Origin of the sequence: Streptomyces sp. NPDC085931 (assembly GCF_044540565.1) — a bacterium.
Lineage (GTDB): Bacteria > Actinomycetota > Actinomycetes > Streptomycetales > Streptomycetaceae > Streptomyces.
Genome location: NZ_JBITSK010000013.1, coordinates 35,994 through 59,389 on the forward strand (window position 1 = coordinate 35,994; position 23,396 = coordinate 59,389).

A 23,396-nucleotide genomic window follows, 5' to 3' on the forward strand; every position below is an offset into this window, starting at 1 on the left:
CGGGGATCTCCTGTGGGTGAGGGTCAGTCCTGGTCGGCGCCGGCCGTGATCCGGTAGAAGTCCTGCAGCCAGCGGCGGCTGATACGCCCCGACTGGTACGGCCAGTCGACGAGGTCTGCCAGCAACTGTTCCCAGTCGATGGAGGCGTCGGTGGTGCGTACCTGATTCACCGCCGCAGGGAGGTGCAGGTGGATACCGCGCAGGCTCTGCCGCGTCAGGAGGTTGATACGGCTTTCTGCGGCGCTCATCCGCATCGAGGTGCCCTTTGCGGTGACGGCTTTGCCCAGGGTGGCACCGAATGAGGAGCCATACGGGGTCGGCCCGGGCGGAGTTCCCTTCTCGTCCGGTTTTCCCTCCTCCCGTGGAGCCTGCTTCTTTGCCGCCTCGTGTTCGTCTGCGGTGTCTTCGTCGTCTCCCGGGGCGGGTGAGAAGGCGTGTCGGGGCTGAGCCGCGATCAGCGAGGCTACTGTGTAGTGAGCCTGCGCTGTCTTGTCGTCGCACCCTTCCGGCAGTCGCGGCGTCAGTAGCCGGTGCATGGGGCGTGTGCGCGGGTGGTCCAGGTCGCGGCGCAGGCCCGCGCGCAGCGCCGCACGGGCACCGGGGTCTGTGCGGCACAGATGTTCAATGTGTGCGGTGAATGCGGCGTACGTGGCGCGATTCCTCTGCCGCTTGCTCGCTTCGGAAGCTTGGAAGGTCACAGCTTGTCCTCGGGTCGGCGGGCGACGGTCACGACTTCTTGGCCGCACTTTTCGTCGCCGGTTGCTCCATCGCTTTGTGCGGGTCTTTCAGGGCGGCGAGAATGATGGCCTTCGCCTTGGTGACGGCCTTGGCGCCTCGTGGTGTGCGCGTCACTGAGTCGGTCACTGCCTCGTAGGCGTCGAGGGCGTGCCGTCCGAAGGCTCGGCACGCGGCCTCGAAGTCGAATCCGGTGGCCATGGGGCCGCCGCAGCGTGTCAACCGCCGGAAGCGCGACCAGAACTCGTCCTCCGCCGACGGCCAGTACCGTGCCGCGACCGCGTCCAGCCAGGCCCCCGGATCGTTCTTCTTGTCGTCCGTGTACTTCAGCCAGGCTTCCTTGGTGGCCTGCTCCAGCCGGTGCCCGAAGAGCTCGCCGAGTTCGCGGAGCTGGCGTACGGGCCGCTCGGTGCTCGCCGCATCCTCTTCCACTCGGGAGAGGAGCACCGGGGTCACGGAGTCGACGTACTGGTGGTTGGCTGCCTGGCTGGCGTCCTGTTCGAAGCCGAGGGCGCGTACCCGTAAGTACTCGCTGACGTCGAAGGCATGGTCCATGACCTTCGGCTGGATGGGGTTTGCGTCGTCCAGTTGCTTGAGCAGGAGGGCGTCGATGTCGCGCCACAGAGAACGGGAGGAGCATGCGAGCCGGGGGGCTGTCTTCCCGTCCTTGGCGATGTCCCAGATCAGGTAGTCGTCTTCCGGCCGGATCCGCTCGGCGTCATAAGCCCAGGTGATGTACGCGTCGGCCGTATGCTCGCCGTCCGGGGCGGGGATGAGACAGAGTGCGTGCTGTGAACAGGCGGTGAGCCGTGAGCAGGGGCCCTGCGGCTCGGGCATCGGCTTGAGCGGGTCTGGGAGGTCTTCGCGCTCCCATGGGCACAGGTCCGTGTGCCGGCTGACGTCGCCGTCCGGCGGTGTGAGACCGGCCAGCAGCGTCAGGAGCAGGTTGTCGCACTGCGGGTGGTACGACAGCGCGGCTCGCAGTGGTGAAGCTTTCGCATAGTGGCTCCTCACGTGCCCGACCGCACGTCTCGAAAGGGCGCCGGGGTCTCCCCAGTAATGCCAGGTCAGCAGCGATAATGCCGTCTGCGAAAGATCGAGGGGCACGGGAGTGTCGTGGCTCCAGTGCTCGAACCATGAGTGGTTGTTGCCCGCTGCCCGGCTCATGACCAGCTTGTGGACGCCAGCAGTGTTGTTCCTGTCGCACTGGTCAGGGAGGCGGGGGTCCTGGAGCCACGGACGATCGCTGTCGAACAGGTTGAAGCGGTGGCTCCACTGACCGAAGTAGCCTTCGATGCCGGCTTTGCGGCCGTCAGCCAGGTCGATGCTCTGCTCAGGAAACCCTTGTTCAAGGACGTGTTCCCGCCGGTCGCCCCAGCTTCCGGGACCTGCCTCGTCCAGAGCGGTGATCCGGGCGGTCAGCGCGTACAGCACGCGCAGCAGCGCCGAGTGAGCCGGAGCCTCCGGGATCAGCAGAGTGCGGATCTCTCGGGCGTGCACAAACAGATCCCTGAGCCCTACTTCAGGTGGGCCCGACTGCCCCTTCACCCATGCGATCGGAATCCATGGCTGGTCGATCAGATTCGACGCAGACGTGTTCACGCCCCTCCCCCCCCATCGTTGCGCGTCACCAGATCCTAGAAGGACAACCGGGGAGGATGTGGGCCGTTACGGCAACCGGTCGACCATCAGGCCCAGTTCGTCTGATTGGAACCGGTGCCCCTCGCCGGTTCGCACCCACGTGCCGTCTTCCCAGGTCATGTTCAGCCGGAGGACAGTCTTGAGGGCGGCCATGTCGCGCCAGACGCTGTTTGCATCGCCCGCCACGCCGTCGACGAGTCGCTGCGGTACTGGGATCAGGTAGGGGACAAGCTGGCCCGGCTTCGGTCTGCGCTTGGAATCGCGTGCAAGCTTCTCCGTGAGGGCCCCGTCCTCCAGCAGAGACCCCGGGTACAGGCACACCACATGCACCATCTCCTCGCCGAGCACGGAGGCGAGCAGTTCGGGCTCCATACCGGGGTGGTCGCGGCTCAGCAAGCCGAGGTCGCCATCAAGCTCCCGCGGCCCCGGCACCTGCAGCCAACCTGCAGTACCGGTGGCCCTTCGTTCTCGGACCGTCCGCCGGTTGTCCAGCTGCTGAAGCTCACGCGCCGCAGCCTCCCCCAGCTTGTCGACGAGTTCGTCGGCGTAGACCTCATCCAACAGCAGGGGCACTTCCTCCGGCATCGAAATCGTCCTGCCGGCCCCCAGAACTGTGTCAGTACGCCGCACCAGGGCGACGTCGTCCAGTTCGAACTTGTTGTCCGCTCGGAGCACCACGAGCCGCGGCTGATCACCCGCGCCCTGTGCCGCACGGGCCAGCAGGTCCGCAAGCGGCGCCGGCCCCGATACGACGAGGTCGAATCGCAGACCTCTGACGTGCTGCAGCATCGGCGTCGTCACCAGCGCGGAAGGGCCGCCGATGCCGCCGTCGGGAGAGAAGGTCTTCCGGCAGGCCGCGAGACGCCGCCATCGGTCCTTGTTGCGCATCTGTTCATGAACCAGGGTCACATCGAGGCCGGGCAGGTCCTGCGAGAGCTGACGGAACGTACGGATGGCTTCCGCGGGCGTGGTCCGGTAGACGACGGCCCGGCCGTTGCCGGCCTCGACCAGGGGCCCAAGAGCCGCCTGGATCTCGTCGTACGGTGCACCATCAACGACCTTGATTTCGAGCGTGCCGGCGCGAACGGCTTGCGCAGGCTGCCGAGGCAGATGCCCGCCTGCGGAGTGGGCATCCACGAACGACCACGCCGGCAGCCGGCGAGGCTGCACCATCGGCTCATTGCCCCCTCCAGCGCCACGGCGATAGGCCGCCAACATCGCATCAACCGACTTGTCCGCCGACATCGCAGCCAGGACAACTGGAATCCGCAGCGCAGCGGCCCACTCCAGAAACCGGAGCATCAGCTTCTGCCCCCAGGCACCGCGGGCATGGGCCTCGTCCACCACGACGACCTTGCCGGAGAAGGCAAAGAGTCGCATCACGTTGAACCTCACCGGCAAGACCGCCTGGAGAAGTTCATCCACCGTCCCCGTGCCCAGCGCAGCAAGCAGTGCGCGGTGATGGGAGTTGAGCCAGCTGTTCGCTGCCAGGACCCACTCCTCACCAGGCTCCGCGCTGACGTCACCGGCCGCATGGGCCTGCGCCCACTGCTTCGCGGCTTCCGCCGGCTTCAACCGCGAAGAGCTGTGAAGCAGAAGCGACCGCCAGGGTCCCGTCAGGGCCCGCTCAGCGAAAGCACGCACCTGCGCCATGTGGCTGTCGGCCGATGAACCGGTCGGCAGCGCATAGAAAAGACCGCGCGCGCCCGCTGCATGCCCGAGGACCGCCGCTGCGCGAAGAGCCGCTTCCGTACGCTCCTCCGACGGCGAAGACGTCACCACCACCAAGCCCGGACCGTGTTCGGTCACCACATCAGGCAACTGGCCCTCGATGCTGGCCATAAGGCTGGTCTCCCCCGCACACTGAACCGGATTCGGCCGGGCGAAACCCGTCCCGAGCAGGTCGGTCTTGTGCACCAGACGCAATGCCGCTTCGCGGGCGATCTGCCAGTAAGCGTCCAGGTCTTCAGGAGCCCCAGCCCATCCCTCCTCCCTGAGCCTGGCCCGGATCTCCCCTTCGATGCTGGCCAGCCAGTCCGACAGGGTCACCAACCCCGTCAGAACGACAGCCGCTCCCGGCGTCATCCGCCCTTGCGGAACCGAGGTCGCCCCTGTCACTCTGCGCACCTCATCGAAGTGGATGCGCCGCTGCTCCTCCCAACTACCCGTGCCCAGACCGGGGTGACGGGCGACCGGGCACCTGTAATCCTTGCCGTAGACGGCCGGGTGGTAGCGACCGCCGTGCCCACCGAGCATTTGGGCCACCGCGTGACTGAGCTGGGACTGCGGACGCCGCTTCGACGACGGATAGCCGATCTCCTCGAAAATCCCCGTCAGCCACCAGTGCGCCGCCGCCTCATGCGACAGCCTGTCCTGCGCGGCGTCAGCCGCGAATCCGTACCCCTGCTCACCACCCAACTCCTGCGCCAGCAGCACTCCATCCGCGCTCTTCGGGCCGCCGCGGTGGAGCTGGAACGGCACACTGATCTTGCCGATGTCGTGCAGACCCGCCCAGAACGCCGCGAGCGCCCGCACCTCCTCGTCCGGAACCTGCAGCGCCCCGACCACCATGCTCCGCTGGTGCGAGGTCAGCAGTTCATCCCAGACGACCTCTGCGACGGCTGCCGTATCCAGCAGATGACAGATCAAAGGGTGCGTGCGGTGAGCCCCGCGGGCGTTCTTGCCCAGCCCGGCAGCCTTGCCCCACAGGCGGGGGTCCAGGGACATGGGGTGCTCCTTGTCGCGGATGCAGTGCAGGCGTCCTCAAAAGGTCGCGGCAAAAACGACTTGACCACAACTCCCCCCATCCTGCTGCACCTCTTTGAAGACCGGAGGGGGGAAATTCATCAAGCACTGCCACGCCAACGTGTATCCGCCGTAGAGTACATACCGCTGCACGCCTCCCTGGGAGGTGCGCGGAACCTCATTGACTCTTCAGGCGACGACAACGCCGAGACGAACGCACGACCCTCTCGAGGGATGTGGCGCAACCTCGGCTCAGTCTGCGCTCTGGAGATGCAATGTCCCGGTTCCTGCACAAGTTCGTCCTGCGCCGTGAGGTACTTCTCGGTACGTCACGCGTAGTGGTCAGCGCGGTGATCCGTGCTCTGATCAACGAACTCGTCAGCTGGCTCTTCTGAGCCAACGGTGACGGACCCCAGGGGTCCGTCACCCCTTCTTATGTGCAAACACTCCCGCTAGCCGACCACATCCTGCGCAGCCGGGTTACGCCTTAAAACGGGGCGCCCGGTTACAAGCGGACGATGCCGACTCCACGCGAGCGGAAGTGATCCGGCCCTCGCTGCTGCGCTGGACGGCACCCGTCGCCCCGACCGTGTCGACGAATGAGGGCGTAGGCGTGCAGCAAGACCCCAACAACACGCTCGTGCCCCACTTCAACACGCTGTCCAGAGGGCCCGCCCCGCAACACTTGTCCTCCCCGCCGACGAAGGTGTTCCCTGTGGCATGCAGAACGTGGACACCGGATAGAAGGCGTCCTTCCCGCCACCGCGGAGGTGATCCGCGGTCCGGGCGACGGCCCAAGTTCCTCCCGCTCATCTCCCTGCCAACGGAGGGCGTTCCGGCCTGCCCACGCCACCAGTCCCCAGCCATGCCCCCCGACGCGAGGGTGTTCCGCAACGGGCCCCACCAGCAAGTACGGACAGCGGCTGGCCCTCCCCTGCCACAGCACGGGCCGACAGCCAACCGATAGAGTCACAACCAGCGAGCCCCGCATCGCACGCACCTTGACTCCACAACACACGGTGCAGTCCACCGTCGATCAGGCCGCCGCTTCCCTCCCCACCGACTTAGAGGTGCCCCGTAATGGAGCACGTCATTATCGGCTCGGCCCACATCCTTTCCGCCGACGCGGGGGTGTTCCGGCCAAGGGCATGGAGTCGCCGCGCGTCCGGATGTCCTCCCCGCCAACGCGGGAGTGCTCCGTTCCGCCCGGCAGACGTTCCCCAGGGAGAGGGGTCCTCCCCGCCGACGCGGGGGTGTTCCGCCAGACCAGCCACGACGCGAGGGCCGTCGTCCGTCCTCCCCGCCGACGCGGGGGTGCTCCGAAGCGGATGTTCGCCACCTGCTGGGGAGCGGCATCCTCCCCGCCGACGCAGGGGTGTTCCGCCCGGATCGCTGCACGACGCTATCGCCGCGCCGGGTCTCGCCGCCAAGGGCGGGGGTGCTCCGTTCTTCCGCAAGGCCGGCTCCGCCACCAGGCGGTCCTCCCCGCCAACGCGGGAGTGCTCCGTCGTCCAGCCAGTCCAGGAGGTAGACGCCGTCGTCTTCCCTGCCTACGTGGGGGTGCTCCGTCGAGCTCGCCAGCGGCGAAGCGGACATCGTCGTCCTCTCCGCCGACGCGGGGGTGTTCCGTGGGCCGGCATACGCCCCGACGCCGCATACACGTCCTCCCCGCCGACGCGGGGGTGTTCCGCCCGCAGCCATGTACACCTACGGAGGCCAGTGGTCCACCCCGCCGACGCGGGGGTGTTCCGCCGCCGGAGAACCAGGCGAACCAGATGCGGAAGTCCTCCCCGCCGACGCGGGGGTGTTCCGGCGGTCACGATGGCCGGGCCACGGTCGGTCTGGTCCTCCCCGCCGACGCGGGGGTGTTCCGACGCTGTCCGACGTCGGTGTGCTGCTGACGATGTCCTCCCCGCTGACGCGGGGGTGTTCCGGCCCCTACCGCGCACGCGATGTCGCCGAGCAGGTCCTCCCCGCCGACGCGGGGGTGTTCCGGCACACGTGTCTCACCACAACCCGCAGGCACAGTCCTCCCCGCCGACGCGGGGGTGTTCCGTCCAGCCCGCAGCGCGAGATAGAGATGGTCGCGTCCTCCCCGCCGACGCGGGGGTGTTCCATGGCGGGAGCCTGCATCTCGGTCTCGACGTAGGTCCTCCCCGCCGACGCGGGGGTGTTCCGTCCGCGGCAGCGCTGGACATCGATTTTGGAGAGTCCTCCCCGCCGACGCGGGGGTGCTCCGGTGCGGCGGCAGGAGCCGGACAAGGCCCAGCATTCCTCTCCGCGACCCGGAGGTGCTACGGCTCACCGAGCTAAAGCGAGCGGAGGCCGGCGTCCTCCGCGCCGACGCGAGGGTGCTCCGCGCATGGAGGCGGCCCGGACCCGCCCGGAGTGGTCCTCCTCCCCGCCGACGCGGGGGTGCCCCGAACGCCCGGGCACGCACACGGATGGACGTACTGTCCTCCCGAGTACTCCGATCGGACTTCTCGGCCCTGCGGCCGTAGCAGCGTCCTCTCCGTCGACGCGGGGGTGCTCCGCCGAAGATGTTCTGGAAGGGCTTGCACCTCCGCGTCCTCCCCGCTGACGCGAGGGTGCTCCGAAGGGCTGCCCGACGTTCCGGGGCTTCGATGTGGCCTCCCCTCCGAAGCGGGGGTGATCCGCCGTTCGCGCACGGGCGCCCGTCATCGTCCGTGTCCTCCCCGCCAACGCGGGGTACTCCGACGGCCCGCTTCATCACCCAGCCCCTGCAGGAGCCTTCCCCGCCGACGCGGGGATGTTCCGCTCACGGTCGACCTCTTCGAGCTGAGCCAGGAGTCCTCCTGGCCGACGCGGGGGTGTTCCGCTGGTACCCACCCGCCGGTGGCTGATCGGAGCGTCCTCCCCGCCGACGCGGGGATGTTCCTCCGGTCAGGGCGGGGTGGACGAGGGAGCTCGGGTCCTCCCCGCCGACGCGGGGGTGTTTCGACCGGCCAGTCCTGGGAGCTGTCGATCACCATGTCGTCCCCGCCGACGCGGGGTTATTCCGGACTTCGGGAGGAGGACGCCGAAGTACGTCGTCCTTCCCGCCGACGTGGGGGTGCTCCGCAGGTCCGCGCGGCGTCCACGAAGCTGGGCGGAGTCCTCCCCGCCGACGCGGGGGTGCTCCGCTGTACCTGGACCGCATCTCCGAGCGGACGGGGTCCTCCCCGCCGACGCGGGGGTGCTCCGCTGAGGTAGAGCTGGGCGAGGTGGTAGCCCTGGTCCTCCCTGCCGACGCGGGGGTGTCCCGCTGATCGCGGCGACCCACTCGTTCGGGTCGGCGTCCTCCCCGCCGACGCGGGGGTGTTCCGTACGAGGTCGACGGCGAGCCCGGCCTGGCCCGGTCCTCCCCGCCGACGCGTGGGTGTTCCGGTGTGGTCGAGGTCGACGCCGAAGTTGGTGCCGTCCTCCCCGCCGACGCGGGGGTCTTCCGTCCCCGAGGATCTGCAGCTTCACCGCCGGGGCGTCCTCCCCGCCGGCGCGGGGTCTTCCGCACATCTTGCCCGTGCCGAGCAGAATGAGCGCGTCCTCCCCGCCGACGCGGGGGTGCTCCGAAGTTCGAGTCCATGCCTGCCGCACAGCTGCGGTCCTCCCCACCGACGCAGGGGTGCTCCGTCGAATCGGTGTCCGTACGTGAGTAGGAACTGGTCCTCCCCGCTGACGCGGGGGTGTCCCGTCCGGGGCGATGCCGCCAACGCGGGGTTGCTCCGCTGGAGTTGCCCCCGTTGCCGCCGTCGGTGGCGTCCTTCCCGCCGACGCGGGGTGCTCCAGCCGACCAGTGGGCGCGGCCGTCCTTGGAGACGTCCTCCCCGCCGACGCGGGGATGCTCCGGCCTAGTTCGGCGCGGCGCCGGTCTCCGGTCGGTCCTCCCCGCCAACGCCGGGGTGTTCCGTTCTGCACGTAGGTGGCACCCTGCTCGATGTGGTCCTCCCCGCCGACGCGGGAGTGTTCCGTGGAAGGCCGCTCACGCCGTCCGAGCTCGGCGGTTCTCCCCGCCGACGCGGGGGTGTTCCGAGCGCTTCGATTTCCCCGCGGGTGGTGAGGGCGTCCTCCCCGCCGACACGGGGGTGCTCCGAAGCACGTCCTGGAGCCGCTCACCGTCGCCGCGTCCTCCCCGCCGACGCGGGGGTGCTCCGTTGCCGCGGATCTGGATGTCCGTGCCGCCTTGGTCCTCCCCCCGACGCGGATGTTCCGCCGAGCCGCTCGTGCGTGAAGGACGCGACGTGGTCCTCCCCGCCCACGCGGGGGTGCTCCGACGCTGGAGATGTTCATGGGCGCCATGGAGCTGTCCTCCCCGCCAAGGTGGGGGTGCTCCGCTGTCGGCGGATAAGCGACAGGCCGAGGTCACGTCCTTCCCGCCGATGCGAGGGTGCTCCGCGGCCGCGAAGCGGCTCGGCCTGGCAGCCTCCTTCTCCCCGCCGACGCGGGGGTTCTCCGAGTGCCGGGAGGGCGACCTCGGCTTCGAGCTTGTTGTCCAGGGCCCGCAGCAGCACCGCGTCCATGGCGAGCGCCCGCCGCCCGTGCGGGGGGGGCGGGACCGGGTCGAGGCCCTCGCGCAGGGCGGCGGCGATGGCCCGGCTGGCCGCTGTGCGGCGGCGAAGCTGTAGCCGGTGGCGGGACAGGTCGCGCCGCCCGCGGTCCCGATCCCATGGCGTGCTACGAGGACCTGACGCAGGCACAGATAGCAGAACGGACCGGTCTGCCCCTGGGCACGGTCAAGAGCCACGCCCGCCGCGGCCTGCCTCCCCGCCGTCGCGGGGGTGCTCCGTCGAATCGGTGTCCGTACGTGAGCAGGAACTGGTCCTCCCCGCCGACGCGGGGGCGTGCCGATGGCGAGTCCTGTGTAAAACTGGATGCGCGCGTCCTCCCCACCGACCCGGGGGGGTCCTTTGTCGCCATCAAGGACGACGAACCAAAAGGCTTCCTCCCCGCCGACGCGGGGGTGTTCCGTACAAAGTGCGCGTCACCACGGAGGCGATCGTGTCCTCCCCGCCGACGCGGGGGTGTTCCGCACTAACTCGCTGTCGGTCGTTACTGCGCTCCGTCCTCCCCGCCGACGCGGGGGTGTTCCGGCCAGCAGCAGCTTCGGAGACGTCCTGACGGCGTCCTCCCCGCCGACGCGGGGGTGTTCCGCAGCCGAAGACGTGGGCCAGGCCGTCGAGGGCGTCCTCCCCGCCGACGCGGGGGTGTTCCGACTGGCCGGGTTGCCGCCACCGCCCCCGGGGAGTCCTCCCCGCCGACGCGGGGGTGTTCCGACCGACGGCTGCGCCCGCTACATGGTGAGCCAGTCCTCCCCGCCGACGCGGGGGTGTTCCCCTGAGCACACCTACACGTACCTGTTCTGCGACGTCCTCCCCGCCGACGCGGGGGTGTTCCGGCCCTTGGCGGCCCCGCCGATTGCCTTGGTGAGTCCTCCCCGCCGACGCGGGAGTGTTCCGCCCGTCCCGCAGAGCAGCGTCGACCGCTACCTGTCCTCCCCGACGCGGGAGTGTTCCGCGGCCCAGGTCGCCGTCGAGCTGCGGGGTGCGGTCCTCCCCGCCGACGCGGGGGTGTTCCGGAAGGACAAGCGGCGCATCCTCGGCGGCGCTTGTCCTCCCCGCCGACGCGAAGGTGTTCCGCTGGCCGTACACCTCCTCGGTCGCGAACCGGAGTCCTCCCCGCTTACGCGGGGGTGTTCCGACGCCAGCCAGCACTGGCCGGCCTACATCCGCGTCCCCCTCGCCGACACGGGGTGCTCCGGTCGTGAGTTCCCAGCCCGTCGTCGGGACCAGGTTCCCCCCCCGCCGGCGCGGGGGTGTTTCGTGTACCGCGACTCCAGGGCCGTCTTCCCCTGTGCACCGCGCGCTACAGGGGAAGGTCGCTGCCCCCCCGACCTCGACCACGCCGAGTTGGAGCCTGACCCCGGGGTTCCGCCGGGCCGTTCAGTCGCTTCTGTCACACAGGGTGCTCCGAGGGCCGTTCGCTTGCCTTTGCCCAGTAATTCGGTTCGAGCATCTCGCCGGGCCAGGCAGGCTGTCGGAGAGGGCCACGAGGCCCCATCTGTTCGAAGTACGGTGCCAAGTCGATCACGGGCGTTCCGTCTACAGCGTCGAGATCGGTGACCACGAGGTCCCGTCCCTTGACCTTGAGCAGCCGCGGGTAGCTGATCGCTAGTTGATTGGGACGCCGATGGTTGCGGTGGACGAAGGTACCGGTCGGCGGCCAGTCCGGATTCCCGCGAGGGCTGCGTGCGTGGAGCTGAACGTCTTCCGGTCGCGCCAAATGGAAGAACCAGGTCACCGTCAGGTGGGAAAACTCTTCGATTCCCTGCAGCGTCTCAAGGGGGTATGCCTCGTTGAGTCGGATGACCGACTCAACTCCGCCTTGGTAATCGTCCTGCACGCGGGTGTGGCCCCCGACCACCGTTGCGATCGATTCGACCTCGTACGTTGCCATCTGTACTCGTTCCTCTCTAACGGGGTCGCATGTTCAGCAACTGCCGTCATTAGCTGCGGGCCTGCCCTGTAGTCAGCTTATGGCGCGCAGCATTTCCCGTGCTCGGCGGTCCAGTTCGGCGACGTGGCGGCCTCCGCGTTGGCGGACGGGAGACAGGTCTCTCTGCATGCGAACAATGACGTCGCGGGCTCGGCCGGACTGGACGCCGGCCATGGCGTCGAGAGCTTGTGCCCAGGTGCCGCATGCTTCGTCGAGATGTCCTTGCTGGACTTGGACGGCACCGGGGTAGCCGAGGGTCACGCTGTGAGTGCGAGCGTACTGCTGCTGGCGACGGGTGGCGACGCTGCGCTGGAAGTGGATTTCCGCATCGATGGGGTTGCCCAGGTCTCGCAAAGCGCAGGCGGTCTCGTGTGCGAGGGAGGCTTTCTGGAAGAAGCTGACGCGGCCGGGAGCGTCCTGATTATCGGCGCGGGCAAGGTCCCGCTCCGCGCGGCTGATGGCGGCGATGGTGCCGGGGCGGTCGCCGTCGGCGGCCAGGGCTCGGGCGTGGACGATCGAGAGCAGGGCCTTCTCGCGCGAGCTGGCCTGGCCGTAATGGGTGCGGGTCATGGAGGCGTCGGCCAGGTCGAGGGCCCTGCGTGAGTGCCCGAGGTCGACTGCTTGGTGGGCGAGGGCGCGCAGGATGTGGCCGCCCAGTGGTCCATCTGCTGCTTCGGCCGCGATGCGTGCGGCGAGGTTGAGGTAGCGCTGGGCGGTGCGGTGCTCGGAGGCATCGAACGCCATCCAGCCAGCGAGGTAGGTCATCTCGGCCACGGCCGAGTACGTATCACGGCGGAGGCGTTCCGTTCGAAACCTGCTGCCCAAGAGCGGCACCGCTTCGTCGCGAAGATGGCCGGCTAGGGCCGAGCGCCCCGAGGCTCCACCACGCTGCTGGTCCCGCGCGGAGTACAAGGCCGTCAGGTGGCGGACGTCGTCGATGTCGGCCTGGGTCACCAGCCGTGGGGAGACTGCTGGGCGCGATGCCGCCGCGGACGAGGCGGCCGCCCAACACCTGTGGGGGGGGGCAGAGCGAGGCCAGCGGCCGAATACGCGGTGGTCGCCAGCAGTCTGCGTCGGTGCATACCCAGATCGTTGCTTCCCAGCTCAGCCACGGCCGGACGGGCGGCACCTCCTCCCTTAACCCGCCAGCACCTGCTCCACGGCGTCTTCGGCCTGATTGCTGGTCACCCGTGACGGCATCGCCACATAAAGACCCCTCAGTCCGAAACGGCGCACCAGGGTGGCCGTCCTAGCAGCGCGGCTTTCGTCTTCCCCTCCCCCCCCCGTCGGAGTAGCCACGACCACAATCCCCGGCCCCAGCTCCGGCTCCTTCCCGCCGACGCGGGGGTGCTCTGACTGGCTGGGCCGACGTCCGCCTCGGCGCCCTCCAGGATCTCCATAGACTTGTCGGGGATCTCCTAGTCGGTCATCTCGGCCGTCTCAGCGACTGCCGCATTCAGTCGATAACCCGATGTCGGTATCGCTATAGCGACATCCGAATGGGTCCACATTCGCTTGGCAGAGGCACAGACGCGGCCGCCAAGGCCTCTGCATCTTGATCGACGTCCGGCTCGCCGAGATGAGAGGTAAGCGCCGCAGGTAAGGACCGGCAGCAAATGGATCTAGCATCACGATCGGGCAGGGTGAGTCAGGCACCGAGTGAGTCGATCAGGTGGTCGTCGAGGTCGGCGAACCAGTCCTCCCGCCGCCAGGGCTTCAAGTTGGCGCGGGTGCGTCGCAGCCGGATCGCTGTGACCCGGCCGCCAGTCTGCGACGCGGCATCGATGCAGCCGTGCAGCAGCTCGGCGGCCGCTTGGGGCTCGTGGAGCCGGATTCGGGCGAGTGCTTGATCGGTGACGATAATCGCTCGCTGCACTCGCTCGCGCGGTGCTGTAAGGGCCTGTGCCGCGTCGGCGAAAAAGTCGTGTGCCTTGCCCGGGTCACCTACGTACAGCGAAGTTACGCCCTCAAATCCTTGCAGGTGTGCGGGCGAGAATGAGGTTGAAGCCGGGTCGGCATCGCGGTTGCTGTCGAGGTCATACCAGGCCAAGGCGAGCGCTGCCTTGGCGGGCCGCGCGGCGCCCGTGCGGGCTGCGATCTCTGCCTGGAGGGCGTGTGCTCGGGCGCGCACCGTGATGCTCTCGGCTGTATGGGCATCGCGCACGGCGGCGTCGACCAGCCTTTGTGCCGCCGCGATGCCGGGCGTTGAGTACAGGGTGACCAGGGCGTGGCTCATGTGGACGACGGCTCGGTGCCAAGAGGAGCCGGTCCTTCCTGCGGCAGCGGTCGCTTCGGCGTACAGCGCCCGTGCGGCCACGTCGTCGCGCGTCTCGAAGGCGGCTCTGCCAGCGAGGGTGTACGCCTGTGCTGCGATTTCGTGCAGGCCGGGCAGGAGCGCCTCGGGGACAGCGATGGCGAGGAGCCGACGGCACGACTCGACGATCGGCGCGAGCAACAGTTGGACTCGCACGAACGGCAAGGTTCCGATCTGTTCGTTCACGTCGCTGACGGCGCGGCGCAGTTCGGTGAGCAGTTCCTCGTCAAAGCGGGAAGGCTCGGTGAGAGCAGCGGTCAGGGCGTGTTGCGCGGAACGGCCGAGCAGTGCGAGCAGTCCACCGCCTGTGTCAGTCGTGGTGCGTACCAGCAGGGTGCGCAGTTCGTCTAGACGGCGCTCGCTCGCGCCGAGGTGGGCGAGAGCATCGAGTAGTTCGCCGAAATCGCTGCCGCCGCCTAGCGAGGTCTGTCCGTCGGTGCCCCTGGCGTACAGGTGGGCGAGCAGGAGTTGGTACCGCTCGCCGGGCAGAATCGGCCGTGTGCTGGATTCCCATCGTGCGACAGACCGCTGCACACTGGCGCTGCTCGCATCGAGCGGCTGTGCGAGCCGCCTCGCTTGACTGATGATGGCTCGGGCGGTGTCGGCGAGGGACCATCCGCGGGCGAGCCGTAACCGCTTGAGTGTGGCGGCGCCGACTCGCTTGTCGTGCGCGTTCATAGTTCCCATGATGCACGCTGTGTGTCTCAAACGGGCACGATCAGACGCGGTTTTCCCTGTGTCGCGCCGTAGTTGATTGTCTGCCAGGTTCCCGAGGCTCCCTCGGGCCCGTGCAGCGGGAACCCGATCACCAACTGCGCGCGGTCGACCATGTACCGGTTCCTTGCGTGATAGGCCTGGGTGTGCAGTTCGGTAGCGCTGAGCTCGACAACCTCGGCGATCCGGTGCTGGCAGCGCTCGATCGCCTGCTGCGCTTGTACCGGCTGCTGCAGGACAGTCCCCGGTACGACAACGTTGATTCGCGACGAAGTCTCTTGCGCCAGCCACAGCAGCGCCAGGCTGTCAATCCCGCGCGCGCCACCAACGTAGAACTGAGCGTCGGGTGTTGCCCATGGTTTGAGGTAGGTGCTGAATATTTCGCCCAGCCGTGTTGGTGTGAGGTGATCTGTCTGCCGCGTGCCGGTAATCGCTGCAGCTATGCGCATTGATCATCTCCGTGTCATAGGTTGTCAGATCCCACCCCAGCATCCCGGGTGGTGGGATCAAGGCATGGACGCGATGACCACACAGGCCAGTGTGCCGCAGATTTTCGCAGCCCATGGCCTCACAGATAAGAGGCTGCGGGAAGAGGTCGAGCGCTCGGTCCCGACCGTGCAGCGTCCCCTGTGCCTCGTGTACGACAGCGGTGTCGCCCACGGTGCCGACACCGCAGTCCTGCACCAGCGGCTCGACAATCATCTGGCGCAACGCTGGCGGGAACCCGACGACGGCATCTGGGAGATACGCGGGGCACGCCGGCACTTCGTCCACTCCGCGGTGATGGCCAGCGTGGCGCTCGACACCGCGCCATCAGCGTCGAACTGCGGGCGACGATCCACCACACGGTCTGCGCCCAGGGCTACGACCCGCTGCGCAACACCTACCACTGACGAGGTTTCTCCATGCCTGACAGTGTGTTCTCGCCACGATCGGTCCCGGTCGGTCACCGCAGACGGCGGCCTCCGATCGACGTGCGTACGCTGCACCGTGCCCGCCGCGCCGTGGCACTTCCCCTGCTGCTGCTTGCCACGCTACTGAGCGCTGCCTTCTCCTTCTGGTCGATGTCCGCGATAGGACACGTCTGGCTCCTGGCCGGCCTGGTGTCCGGATTGGCTGGTCTCGCCACGTTGGCGGCTCGCGGAGCACGCACGGTCGCAGCAGGCGTGCAGACGGCTGTGGAGGAGGCCCAGGCAGCGGCATTGGCGGCGGTCGCGGGGGCAGCGGCGGCAGTGGAGAAGTCGGTGCTGTGGTCGGCGGACGAACTCTGCCGCGGGGGACGGCCGTCGTTACCGGACCTGCAGGAGCCGCCATCGGCCAGTTTGAACGCCGAGATCAACCAGGCAATGAGCGTATTGCAGGCGCAGGCCATCACGTCGCTGGTACGCGTGCACGACGAGTCTCAGTCCGTCGTGCTTCTGGAAGTGCTGCGCCGTCTGGCCATGCGCGAACACGCGCTGGTCGGCAAGGCCCTTCAGGCACTGAGCAAGCTGGAGATGCTGACCGACGACCCGGAGCTGCTGGCCAAGATCTTTGAGATCGATCACCTCGTGACGCGGATGCGTCGCCAGGTCGAGAGCACGGCGGTGCTAGGCGGGCAGTCCCTGCGCAGTGTGCGCCGGCCTGTTCCCGTCGCGACCGCGCTGCGCGGCGCTGTCTCCGAGGTCGTGCAGTATCCGCGTGTGGCCGTCGCGGCCGGGTCGGTGGGCGCCGAGGTGGGTCTGCCCGGGCATGTAGGTCCGGACCTGACGCACCTGCTGGCGGAACTGATCGAGAACGCCTGTGAGTGTTCCGACCCGGCGACGAAGGTGATGGTGCGGGCGCAGCGGGTGGCGAATGGGCTGGCGATCGAGGTCGAGGACCGGGCCATCCCCATGCATCCGCAGACACGCGCACAGATGAACCAGCTCCTCAAAGCCCCCGACGAGGTCGATGTCAGCGGTCAAGTCCGAGCCGGCCAGCTCGGCTTGCTGGTCGCCGCGAAGATCGCCCAGTCGCACGGGCTGTTCGTGCTCCTGCAGGAGAATGTGACGGGAGGCACCACTGCCCTGGTCGTCATTCCGGCACGGCTCCTTGTAGCGATTCCTCCCGTGGACGGTGCGGGCGCGCCGTCCAGGGACCCCCGCCCCTGCGTATCGCAGCCGCAGCAGGTTGCCGCGGCTCCAGCCACCCCGAGGACAGAGCGGGCGGCGCCCCCCGGCACGGCAGGGGCGCCGGGAGGCGCAGAGGCAGGTCACTGTGCTGCGCCCGCTCTTCCCACGCGTAGACGTCAGACCGGCTCGTTCCGTTCACCGCACCAGCGGGAGCAAACCCCAGTGAGCGCGGCGACGCCAGGGCTCGCAGCCGCCTTCCGCAAGGGCTTCCAAGCCGGGGAAACTGCTGGATCTTCTCCGCCCGCGGCGCAGCAGCCCAAGCCCTGACCCTTGCCCCTCCCCCCTTCTGGAGCGATCTTTATGAGCACCCACCCTGAAATGAACCACGCGGCCAGTGCCCCGCCCGCATCCCAGACGACCGCAAGCGGACAGCGGGAGCACATGGCCTGGCTGCTGCGGCAGTTCGCCTCCGACGTCACGGGCGTCACGCACGCCGTGCTGCTGTCGCGGGACGGGCTGCGGCTGCTGGACAGCGACGTCGACAAAGACTGGGCGGACGAATTGTCGGCTGCGTTCAGCGGAATTGCCTCCCTTGCGGCCAACATCACCGGTCCCAGCCACAAGAAGCGGCCGACCAGGCAGGTCATCATCGAGCGAGACGACTGTCTGTTCTTCGTCCAGAGCGCCGGGCGCAGCGCCGCCTTCGAAAGCCACCCCGGCAACGAACGGGGTGTGGTGGACACCGTTCTCGCTGTCATCGCCACCACGGACGCCGACGCGGGCGCCGTCGGATACGAGACGGGCCGGCTGGTGGGAAAGTTCGCCCCCTACATGCATATCCCCGTCCGCCTCAGCACGGGCGCTGAAGTCCAGTGACCACACACGGCCGCACGGCCGAAGAGTTGATGTTCGTGCGGACCTACACCCTGACGCGCGGGCGCACCAAGCCGCGGCACCTGCTTGCTCTGGACACCGTGCTGGACGCCGGACCGGGGCGGCCCGGACCGGCGCAGGCCGAGGAATGCACGCAGATCCTCGCCCTGTGCCGAGAGCAACGGCGTTCAGTGACCGAGCTTGCGGGCCGAATCGGCCGCCCCGTCACCGCGGTGAAAATCCTCGTCTCGGACCTCCTGGACGCTGATGCCCTGATCGTCTCCGTCACCGACGCCTACGCCGCCTCCGGCACAGACGCCGATGGACGTCCCACCACCCACCTATTGGCCGCCCTCTCCGTGGGCCTGAAGAGGAAGTGGCCCGATGCCATCGCCTATCCCCAGGCCGGGTGACCCGACTGTGGCGCTGCAGAGTCCATCGCGCCTGCAGGCCGGTGCACCGACGGTGCTGAAGATCGTGATCGCCGGGGGCTTCGGCGCAGGAAAGACCACGGCCGTGGGCTCCGTCAGTGAGATCACGCCGCTGAGTACGGAGGAGTACCTGACCGAAGCGAGCGCAGGCGTGGACAGTCTGGCGGGCATCGAGTCCAAGAGCACCACGACGGTCGCCTTCGACTTCGGCCGGCTCAGCCTGCCCGACGCACCCGTACCGCTGGAGCTGTTCCTGTTCGGCACGCCCGGCCAGGACCGGTTCGTCGACCTCTGGTACGACCTTTCCCGGGGAGCCGTCGGCGCGGTCGTCCTGGTCGACACCCGCCGCCTTGAGAGCAGCTTCACCCCCATCAGCTTCTTCGAAGACATCGGCCTGCCCTTCATCGTCGCCATCAACCAGTTCGACGGAGCGCACCGCTACCACCCCGAGCAGGTCCGCACCGCCCTCGAACTGTCCACCTCCATACCGGTGGTCACGTGTGACGCCCGGGACCCCAACCACGTCGCAGGTGTCCTGCTGACTCTCGTCGACCACGCGGTGACGAACACTTCCGCCAGGCGCGTTCGCCACAAGCCCCCTATCACCCTCCAGGACGCCTGATGTCACAGCACTCCAACTACCCCTACCTCACTCCGTCGCCCACCCCACCCACGCTGCCCCTGCCGCGCCGCAACCTGCGGGGCGCCGCCCGCGGGCCGTCCGCCCCGGCCAACACCACCGTCACCGGCCTCCAATCCCAGCAAGCAACCGAGCTGGCGCAGCGGTATGAGCTGTTGAAGGACCTGGGCGTTCCCACCGCGGCGAGCGAGGACTTCGACGAGCTGGCCCGCGACATGGCCACGCAGGCCGGGTTCCTCTACGGGTTTGTCAATCTCTTTCTTGAGGAGCAGACCTTCGTCGGTCTGCATCAACCCCCGGTGGACAGCGGGTACGTCATCGTCGGCCGCACCATGAGCCGCGACCACGGATGGTGCCCGGAGGTCATGGCGCGCAAGAAAGCCCTCCCGCTGCACGACGTGCACGCTTCCCCTCGCTTCAGCGGCAACCATGTGGTCGACGCGGTCGGGATCCGTTCCTACTTCGGCGCCCCGCTCATCCACGACAGCGGCACCGTGCTCGGAACGGTGTGCGTGATCGACCCCGAGAAGCGGTCCCTGGACGAGGCGCGACGGCTGAGGGACATCGTCATCAACGCCGGCGCGCAGGTGATGGACCACATCGCTCACGCTCCGGCCCGCTAGCCATTCCGCCACCCCCACCCGGGAGCCGCAGGCGATCCCCGGCCGCTCCGCATTGCGACCTCCACCCAGGGAGAGGGAGACCATGTCCGCCACACCCAGCACACCGCCACCGGCGCTGCGTCCCTACCTCACCGCCCGCCACCACCTGCTGTGGGACGAAGCGGACGCCTTCGCAGCCGAGTACGTCGCGCCGCGCGTCGCCCGTATGGAGGCCGCTCCGGGCAGGGTGGAACGGAAGGTCGCCGACCTGATGGCCGCACGGCGCTGGTTCGCCGTCACCGTCCCGTCCGCCTTCGGCGGGCTGGGCGCCGGACACGTGGCCAAGACGATCCTGGTCCACCGCATTGCGCGGGTCTCTGCCGCTGCCGCGGCCATCTTGCAGGCCACCTTGATCCCTGTCGGCGCCCTACTGCACTTCGCCACCCATGAACAGAAGCGCCGCTGGTTGCCCAGGGTGGCGGACGGTTCCCTGCTGTTGTCGATCGCCGTGACCGAACCGCTCGCCGGCGGACACATCGGCGGCATCCAGACCGTCGCCGAACGCGCAGGCGGCGAGTGGATAATCACCGGCAGCAAAACGCATATCGGCAACAGCCATCTCGCGGGCGCCCACCTCGTCGTTGCCCGCACCGCCGAAGCGGGCGTGAGCGCCTCTCAGGCCCTGACCGCGTTCATGGTCGAATCCGACCGTCCCGGGCTCTCCGTCCCCGACCACCGTCCGGGCCTTGGCCTGCACGGTTTTGGCGCCGGCCGCCTCGACCTCAACCACGTCCGCGTTCCAAAGGACCACGTGGTCGGCGAGATCGGCCAAGGGCTGAGCGTGGCCCAGAGCAGCAGCATCCTCTACGGCCGCCCCAACCTGGCCGCCGTCAGCCTCGGCATTCACGAGGCGATCGTCGCCACCACCACCGCCCGTCTCAAGACCCGCCCCCGCTACCGAGGCACCCTGTCCGACCTGCCCGTACTGCGCGACCGCATCGGCGACATGGAAGCCCGCCTGCGCGCCGCCCGGATACTCGCCTACCAGTGCGTCCACCTGCTCGACCAGGGCCTGCCCTGCGACGCCGACCTGATCAACGCCAAGTACCTCGGCCACCAGTGGGCCGCCCAGTCGGCCCAGGACGCCATGGAACTGCACGGCGCCCACGCCCTCGACCACGACGGCGGCCTCCAGCGCCTGTGGCGCGACATCCAGCACACCTACCCACCGGCCGGAACCGGCGAAGTCCAGCGTATCCGCCTGGCCGACGCCGCCTTCGGCGAGGACCACATCCAGTGGTCCGAACGCCTCGCCGCCGAAGCCAGCCGGGCACGCCCCGACCCCACGGCCGCATAAGCCCCCGTGCGCGGCGCCCGCGGATCCACAGACCGCCGCGCACGGGCCCGTGCCGCCGGCCCCCCCCTCACCCCCGCGGGGACCGGCGGCACCCCTCCCCATGCCCATCCACTCAGCGGAGAAAGAGACACCGTGACCCCGTCCGTGACGACCAGCGCACCGATCACCCCCTTGACGCCGACCCTGCAGCGCCTCGCCCAGCACCCCGCCGACGGCCTCACACCCTCGGAGGTCGCCACACGCACCGGACTGTCGGCCGTGACCGTCCGCCAGTACGTGCGTCACATCCGCGAAAGCCTCCACTGCCCGCCCCGCTGCAAGCGCCCGGTGATCGTGCACCGCCTGATCAGCGAGCAGCAGGTCGCCCCGCCCACGGCGGACAGGCCGGCGCCGGAACTCAGCTCGGACCAACTGCTGCTCCTTCGAGCCGTCGCCGAGCACAGCGACACCCGCGACATCGCCCTCGCCGCCAAACTCGCCCCGGCCGACCTGCGCGCCGCGCTCACCCAGCTCCTGGACGACACGGGCGCACAGGACACCACCCAGCTGGTGATTCTGGCCCATGGCTGGAACCTGCTGACGGCCGAGCAGGCCCAGCCGGCCCGGAGCGGAGCCAGCCGGTGAGCAGGCCCCCAACTCCCGTAGCCCGCGGGGAGCAACAGCCTGCGGCGTCGGCCGCCCCGGCGCCCCTGGCCGCCGCATACGAGATGCGCACATTACACACGGACACCGAACGTGGAGAGGCAGCCGCCCTTGTACAGGACCGGCAGCGCTGGCTCACCCTGCGCCGTCTCCCCGTAGCCGCCGGAGCCGACATCCCGGCCCTCTTCCGCAACCCGCGGACGCAGCCGGCCGGGCTGTTCGAGGACGGCAGGCTACTCGCCTGCATGATCCCCAAGCGCGAGCCCAACCCCGGATGGGGCAAGGGCCCCTGCCTCTTCCTCGACGGTGTCCACACCCTGCCCGACCAGCCCGACGACATCACCCGGCTGATCACCCTGTGGGCATCCGACTTCGCCGCCCGGCTCGGCCTCCCCCTCGTACGGGCCGAGGCACTGGCCCGCCACACCCTCGACGCCGAACCCATCGCCGCCCTCCTGCGTCGGCTCACCAACATGGGCTGGGAGGTACAGGGATCCGGCCCAGGGCAAGAAGGGGACCGAGTCGCCCGCCTCGAGATCCCCGCCGAGCGTCGGTCCGGGCTGAGCCCACTGATCGGCTGCCGCGTCCACGAGCCACACACCGCCACCCCCGAAGAACGGGGCAACACGTGACGACCGCTCAACCCCAACAGCCTGACCTCGCTCGCGAGCTGATCGCCCGCGCCCAGGCCTCGGCCACGCACCGGACCCAACGCGTGCGCAACCAGCTCGACGCCGTCCAACTCGGCCAGAGCCGTCACGCCGATCACGCCAACACCAAGGTGCTGCGCCGCATCCTGGCCGAACACGACTGGCCCGGCCACCGCCTCGTCGGCCCGGTCGCCGCCCGCGCCGCCTGGAGCATCGCCCTGCACAGCGACGACGAACCCGACTTCCAGCGCGCCGCCACCACCCTGCTGCAACGCGCCGTCCACGCCGGCGACGCGCTCATCCAGCACTGGGCACACCTGCACGACCGCGCCCTCATCACCAGCGGGCACGAGCAGGAGTACGGAACCCAGCTCCTCCTGCGAGCAGACGGCATCGAACTGTGCCCACTGCGCGCACCGGAATCACTGGACGAGCGAAGAGGCAGCGTCGGGCTGCCGCCCATCGCGGTCGCCCTCAACACGGTGCGACGTAGGTACACCTCGGTGCCGCATGTCGAAAGCACGCTGGCCGACGCGCTCCCGGAAGCCGCATGAACGAAGCCGCTGCCTGCTCACCATCCGAATGCTCCTCCACGCTCCCACTCCAGTAAAAGGACCGTTCACGCATGAAACTCACTACCGCCGTCATCGCTACCGGTGTCGCCGTGTCCCTCACCACCGCCGTGGTCGCAACCGCCCGGCTCAGGCAGGAGGCGCGGCACCAGGCCGAGCGCAACGATGCAGTCCTCACACAGAACCAGCTCGGCTGGCTCGCGCACATGTCCACCAATCCCGACATCGCCAAGCTCTGGACGCCCCAGGACATGGACGTCGAGGAGTACATGCAGCTGCTGAAGGCCAACCAGCTCATCTGCATGCTCAGTCTGCGCGACCGCCTCGGCTTCGTCCCTGCCGGCCATCTGCCGTGGTACGCCGCCCAGCTGATGGACAGCGACGTCTGCCGGCGCTACTGGGCCCGCTTCGGCGACCTCCGCGCCCAGGAGGCCGAGGGAAACGAGCGCGCCGAGCACTTCACCCGGGTACTGGCCCAGGCCGCGAAGAACCGCCCGCACGCGCAGGCCGCCCCGGCCTGACCGCACCACACACCGGCTCCCAGGCGCGCGACCGCTTCCGGCGACTTCGCTGCTCGTCGCCGTCTGGTAGCAGACACCGGAGCCCGACCGGGCCTCGGCACCCCGCATCACCACATCTAGGAGGCACGCATGACCGCCATCCAGGCCGAGAGGCCGACCGCTCCCGCGCAGGCGGACCCCGTGAAGTCCGATGACGACCCGTTCGGGCTCGACATCACCTTCATCGAGGGCACGCCGGCGACCGAGACAGTCCTGATGTGCAGCACGGGCGACACCTGCGGCAGCTCCTGCCCCAGCGCCTGCACCACTTCGTAAGCCGGATTACCCCGGCAGCGTCGGCCGGACGGGGCTCTCCCCGTCCGGCCCACCCCGCCCGT

Annotated in this window: 18 protein-coding genes, 3 pseudogenes and 2 CRISPR repeat arrays; of the genes and pseudogenes, 13 read left to right on the top strand and 8 right to left on the bottom strand. The window is 69.0% G+C overall.

Features of this window, described 5'->3' with window-relative positions; translation table 11 throughout:
- Nucleotides 1-23 precede the first annotated feature (23 nt).
- The 4 genes and pseudogenes from casB to ACIGAN_RS25875 all read right to left on the bottom strand — a co-directional run.
- Nucleotides 24-698 carry a type I-E CRISPR-associated protein Cse2/CasB gene (gene casB / locus ACIGAN_RS25860; RefSeq protein ID WP_399860963.1) on the bottom strand — a complete coding sequence of 225 codons (675 nt, stop codon included), beginning with the start codon at nucleotides 696-698 and terminating at the stop codon, nucleotides 24-26.
- A 28-nt stretch (nucleotides 699-726) separates the two neighbouring features.
- The gene (gene casA, locus ACIGAN_RS25865) at nucleotides 727-2,337 is read right to left on the bottom strand and encodes a type I-E CRISPR-associated protein Cse1/CasA (protein ID WP_399860966.1); all 1,611 of its coding nucleotides are present in this window, start codon (nucleotides 2,335-2,337) and stop codon (nucleotides 727-729) included.
- A gap of 66 nt (nucleotides 2,338-2,403) precedes the next feature.
- Entirely contained in the window at nucleotides 2,404-5,103 is a 2,700-nt protein-coding gene (locus ACIGAN_RS25870; RefSeq protein ID WP_399860969.1) for a CRISPR-associated endonuclease Cas3'', read from the bottom strand.
- 1,128 nt (nucleotides 5,104-6,231) lie between these two features.
- A CRISPR array of direct repeats spans nucleotides 6,232-7,420; the repeat unit is 29 nt; unit sequence GTCCTCCCCGCCGACGCGGGGGTGTTCCG.
- A gap of 2,188 nt (nucleotides 7,421-9,608) precedes the next feature.
- Nucleotides 9,609-9,781: pseudogene (locus ACIGAN_RS25875) on the bottom strand (lycopene cyclase family protein); the annotation flags it as partial.
- Nucleotides 9,782-9,784: 3 nt separating this feature from the next.
- Here ACIGAN_RS25875 and ACIGAN_RS25880 point away from each other — a divergent pair.
- Nucleotides 9,785-9,838: pseudogene (locus tag ACIGAN_RS25880) on the top strand (hypothetical protein); the annotation flags it as partial.
- A gap of 37 nt (nucleotides 9,839-9,875) precedes the next feature.
- A CRISPR array of direct repeats spans nucleotides 9,876-10,876; the repeat unit is 29 nt; unit sequence GTCCTCCCCGCCGACGCGGGGGTGTTCCG.
- Nucleotides 10,877-11,070: 194 nt separating this feature from the next.
- Here the strand turns inward: ACIGAN_RS25880 and ACIGAN_RS25885 are convergent.
- From ACIGAN_RS25885 to ACIGAN_RS25900, 4 genes and pseudogenes are all read right to left on the bottom strand, one after another.
- Entirely contained in the window at nucleotides 11,071-11,571 is a 501-nt protein-coding gene (locus tag ACIGAN_RS25885) for an SAM-dependent methyltransferase (RefSeq protein WP_399860972.1), read from the bottom strand.
- Nucleotides 11,572-11,643: 72 nt separating this feature from the next.
- Nucleotides 11,644-12,722, bottom strand: a pseudogene (locus ACIGAN_RS25890) (Tat pathway signal protein); the annotation flags it as partial.
- A gap of 536 nt (nucleotides 12,723-13,258) precedes the next feature.
- Nucleotides 13,259-14,602 carry a hypothetical protein gene (locus ACIGAN_RS25895; protein ID WP_399860975.1) on the bottom strand — a complete coding sequence of 448 codons (1,344 nt, stop codon included), beginning with the start codon at nucleotides 14,600-14,602 and terminating at the stop codon, nucleotides 13,259-13,261.
- A gap of 26 nt (nucleotides 14,603-14,628) precedes the next feature.
- A complete protein-coding gene (locus ACIGAN_RS25900; protein ID WP_399860978.1) occupies nucleotides 14,629-15,087 on the bottom strand; it encodes a hypothetical protein in 459 nt (152 codons plus the stop codon).
- A gap of 73 nt (nucleotides 15,088-15,160) precedes the next feature.
- Here ACIGAN_RS25900 and ACIGAN_RS25905 point away from each other — a divergent pair, with 73 nt between their 5' ends.
- The 12 genes from ACIGAN_RS25905 to ACIGAN_RS25960 all read left to right on the top strand — a co-directional run bounded on the left by ACIGAN_RS25905 (nucleotide 15,161) and on the right by ACIGAN_RS25960 (nucleotide 23,334).
- Nucleotides 15,161-15,679 (top strand): glycoside hydrolase family 15 protein, encoded by a 519-nt coding sequence (locus tag ACIGAN_RS25905; protein ID WP_399861354.1) that lies wholly within the window; start codon nucleotides 15,161-15,163, stop codon nucleotides 15,677-15,679.
- A 23-nt stretch (nucleotides 15,680-15,702) separates the two neighbouring features.
- Nucleotides 15,703-17,058, top strand: coding sequence for an ATP-binding protein (locus ACIGAN_RS25910; protein WP_399861356.1), 1,356 nt, complete (start codon nucleotides 15,703-15,705; stop codon nucleotides 17,056-17,058).
- A 33-nt stretch (nucleotides 17,059-17,091) separates the two neighbouring features.
- Nucleotides 17,092-17,607: a roadblock/LC7 domain-containing protein gene (locus ACIGAN_RS25915; protein WP_399860981.1), complete on the top strand. Its 516-nt coding sequence runs from the start codon at nucleotides 17,092-17,094 to the stop codon at nucleotides 17,605-17,607.
- A complete protein-coding gene (locus ACIGAN_RS25920; protein ID WP_399860983.1) occupies nucleotides 17,604-18,017 on the top strand; it encodes a DUF742 domain-containing protein in 414 nt (137 codons plus the stop codon). Before ACIGAN_RS25915 ends, ACIGAN_RS25920 begins: the two co-directional genes overlap by 4 nt.
- A 52-nt stretch (nucleotides 18,018-18,069) precedes the next feature.
- Nucleotides 18,070-18,657 carry a GTP-binding protein gene (locus ACIGAN_RS25925; protein ID WP_399860986.1) on the top strand — a complete coding sequence of 196 codons (588 nt, stop codon included), beginning with the start codon at nucleotides 18,070-18,072 and terminating at the stop codon, nucleotides 18,655-18,657.
- Nucleotides 18,657-19,298, top strand: coding sequence for a GAF domain-containing protein (locus tag ACIGAN_RS25930; protein WP_399860989.1), 642 nt, complete (start codon nucleotides 18,657-18,659; stop codon nucleotides 19,296-19,298). Before ACIGAN_RS25925 ends, ACIGAN_RS25930 begins: the two co-directional genes overlap by 1 nt.
- 82 nt (nucleotides 19,299-19,380) lie before the next feature.
- Nucleotides 19,381-20,634 carry an acyl-CoA dehydrogenase family protein gene (locus ACIGAN_RS25935; RefSeq protein WP_399860992.1) on the top strand — a complete coding sequence of 418 codons (1,254 nt, stop codon included), beginning with the start codon at nucleotides 19,381-19,383 and terminating at the stop codon, nucleotides 20,632-20,634.
- A 132-nt stretch (nucleotides 20,635-20,766) separates the two neighbouring features.
- A complete protein-coding gene (locus ACIGAN_RS25940) occupies nucleotides 20,767-21,258 on the top strand; it encodes a DNA-binding protein (protein ID WP_399860995.1) in 492 nt (163 codons plus the stop codon).
- 83 nt (nucleotides 21,259-21,341) lie between these two features.
- Nucleotides 21,342-21,908, top strand: a complete 567-nt coding sequence (locus tag ACIGAN_RS25945; protein ID WP_399860998.1) for a hypothetical protein — start codon at nucleotides 21,342-21,344, stop codon at nucleotides 21,906-21,908.
- Nucleotides 21,905-22,480: a DUF6624 domain-containing protein gene (locus ACIGAN_RS25950; protein WP_399861001.1), complete on the top strand. Its 576-nt coding sequence runs from the start codon at nucleotides 21,905-21,907 to the stop codon at nucleotides 22,478-22,480. Before ACIGAN_RS25945 ends, ACIGAN_RS25950 begins: the two co-directional genes overlap by 4 nt.
- A 71-nt stretch (nucleotides 22,481-22,551) precedes the next feature.
- Complete coding sequence (locus tag ACIGAN_RS25955) at nucleotides 22,552-23,019, top strand: DUF6082 family protein (protein WP_399861004.1); 468 nt, start codon at nucleotides 22,552-22,554, stop codon at nucleotides 23,017-23,019.
- Nucleotides 23,020-23,148: 129 nt separating this feature from the next.
- Nucleotides 23,149-23,334, top strand: coding sequence for an FxLD family lanthipeptide (locus tag ACIGAN_RS25960; protein ID WP_365742560.1), 186 nt, complete (start codon nucleotides 23,149-23,151; stop codon nucleotides 23,332-23,334).
- Nucleotides 23,335-23,396: the final 62 nt, after the last annotated feature.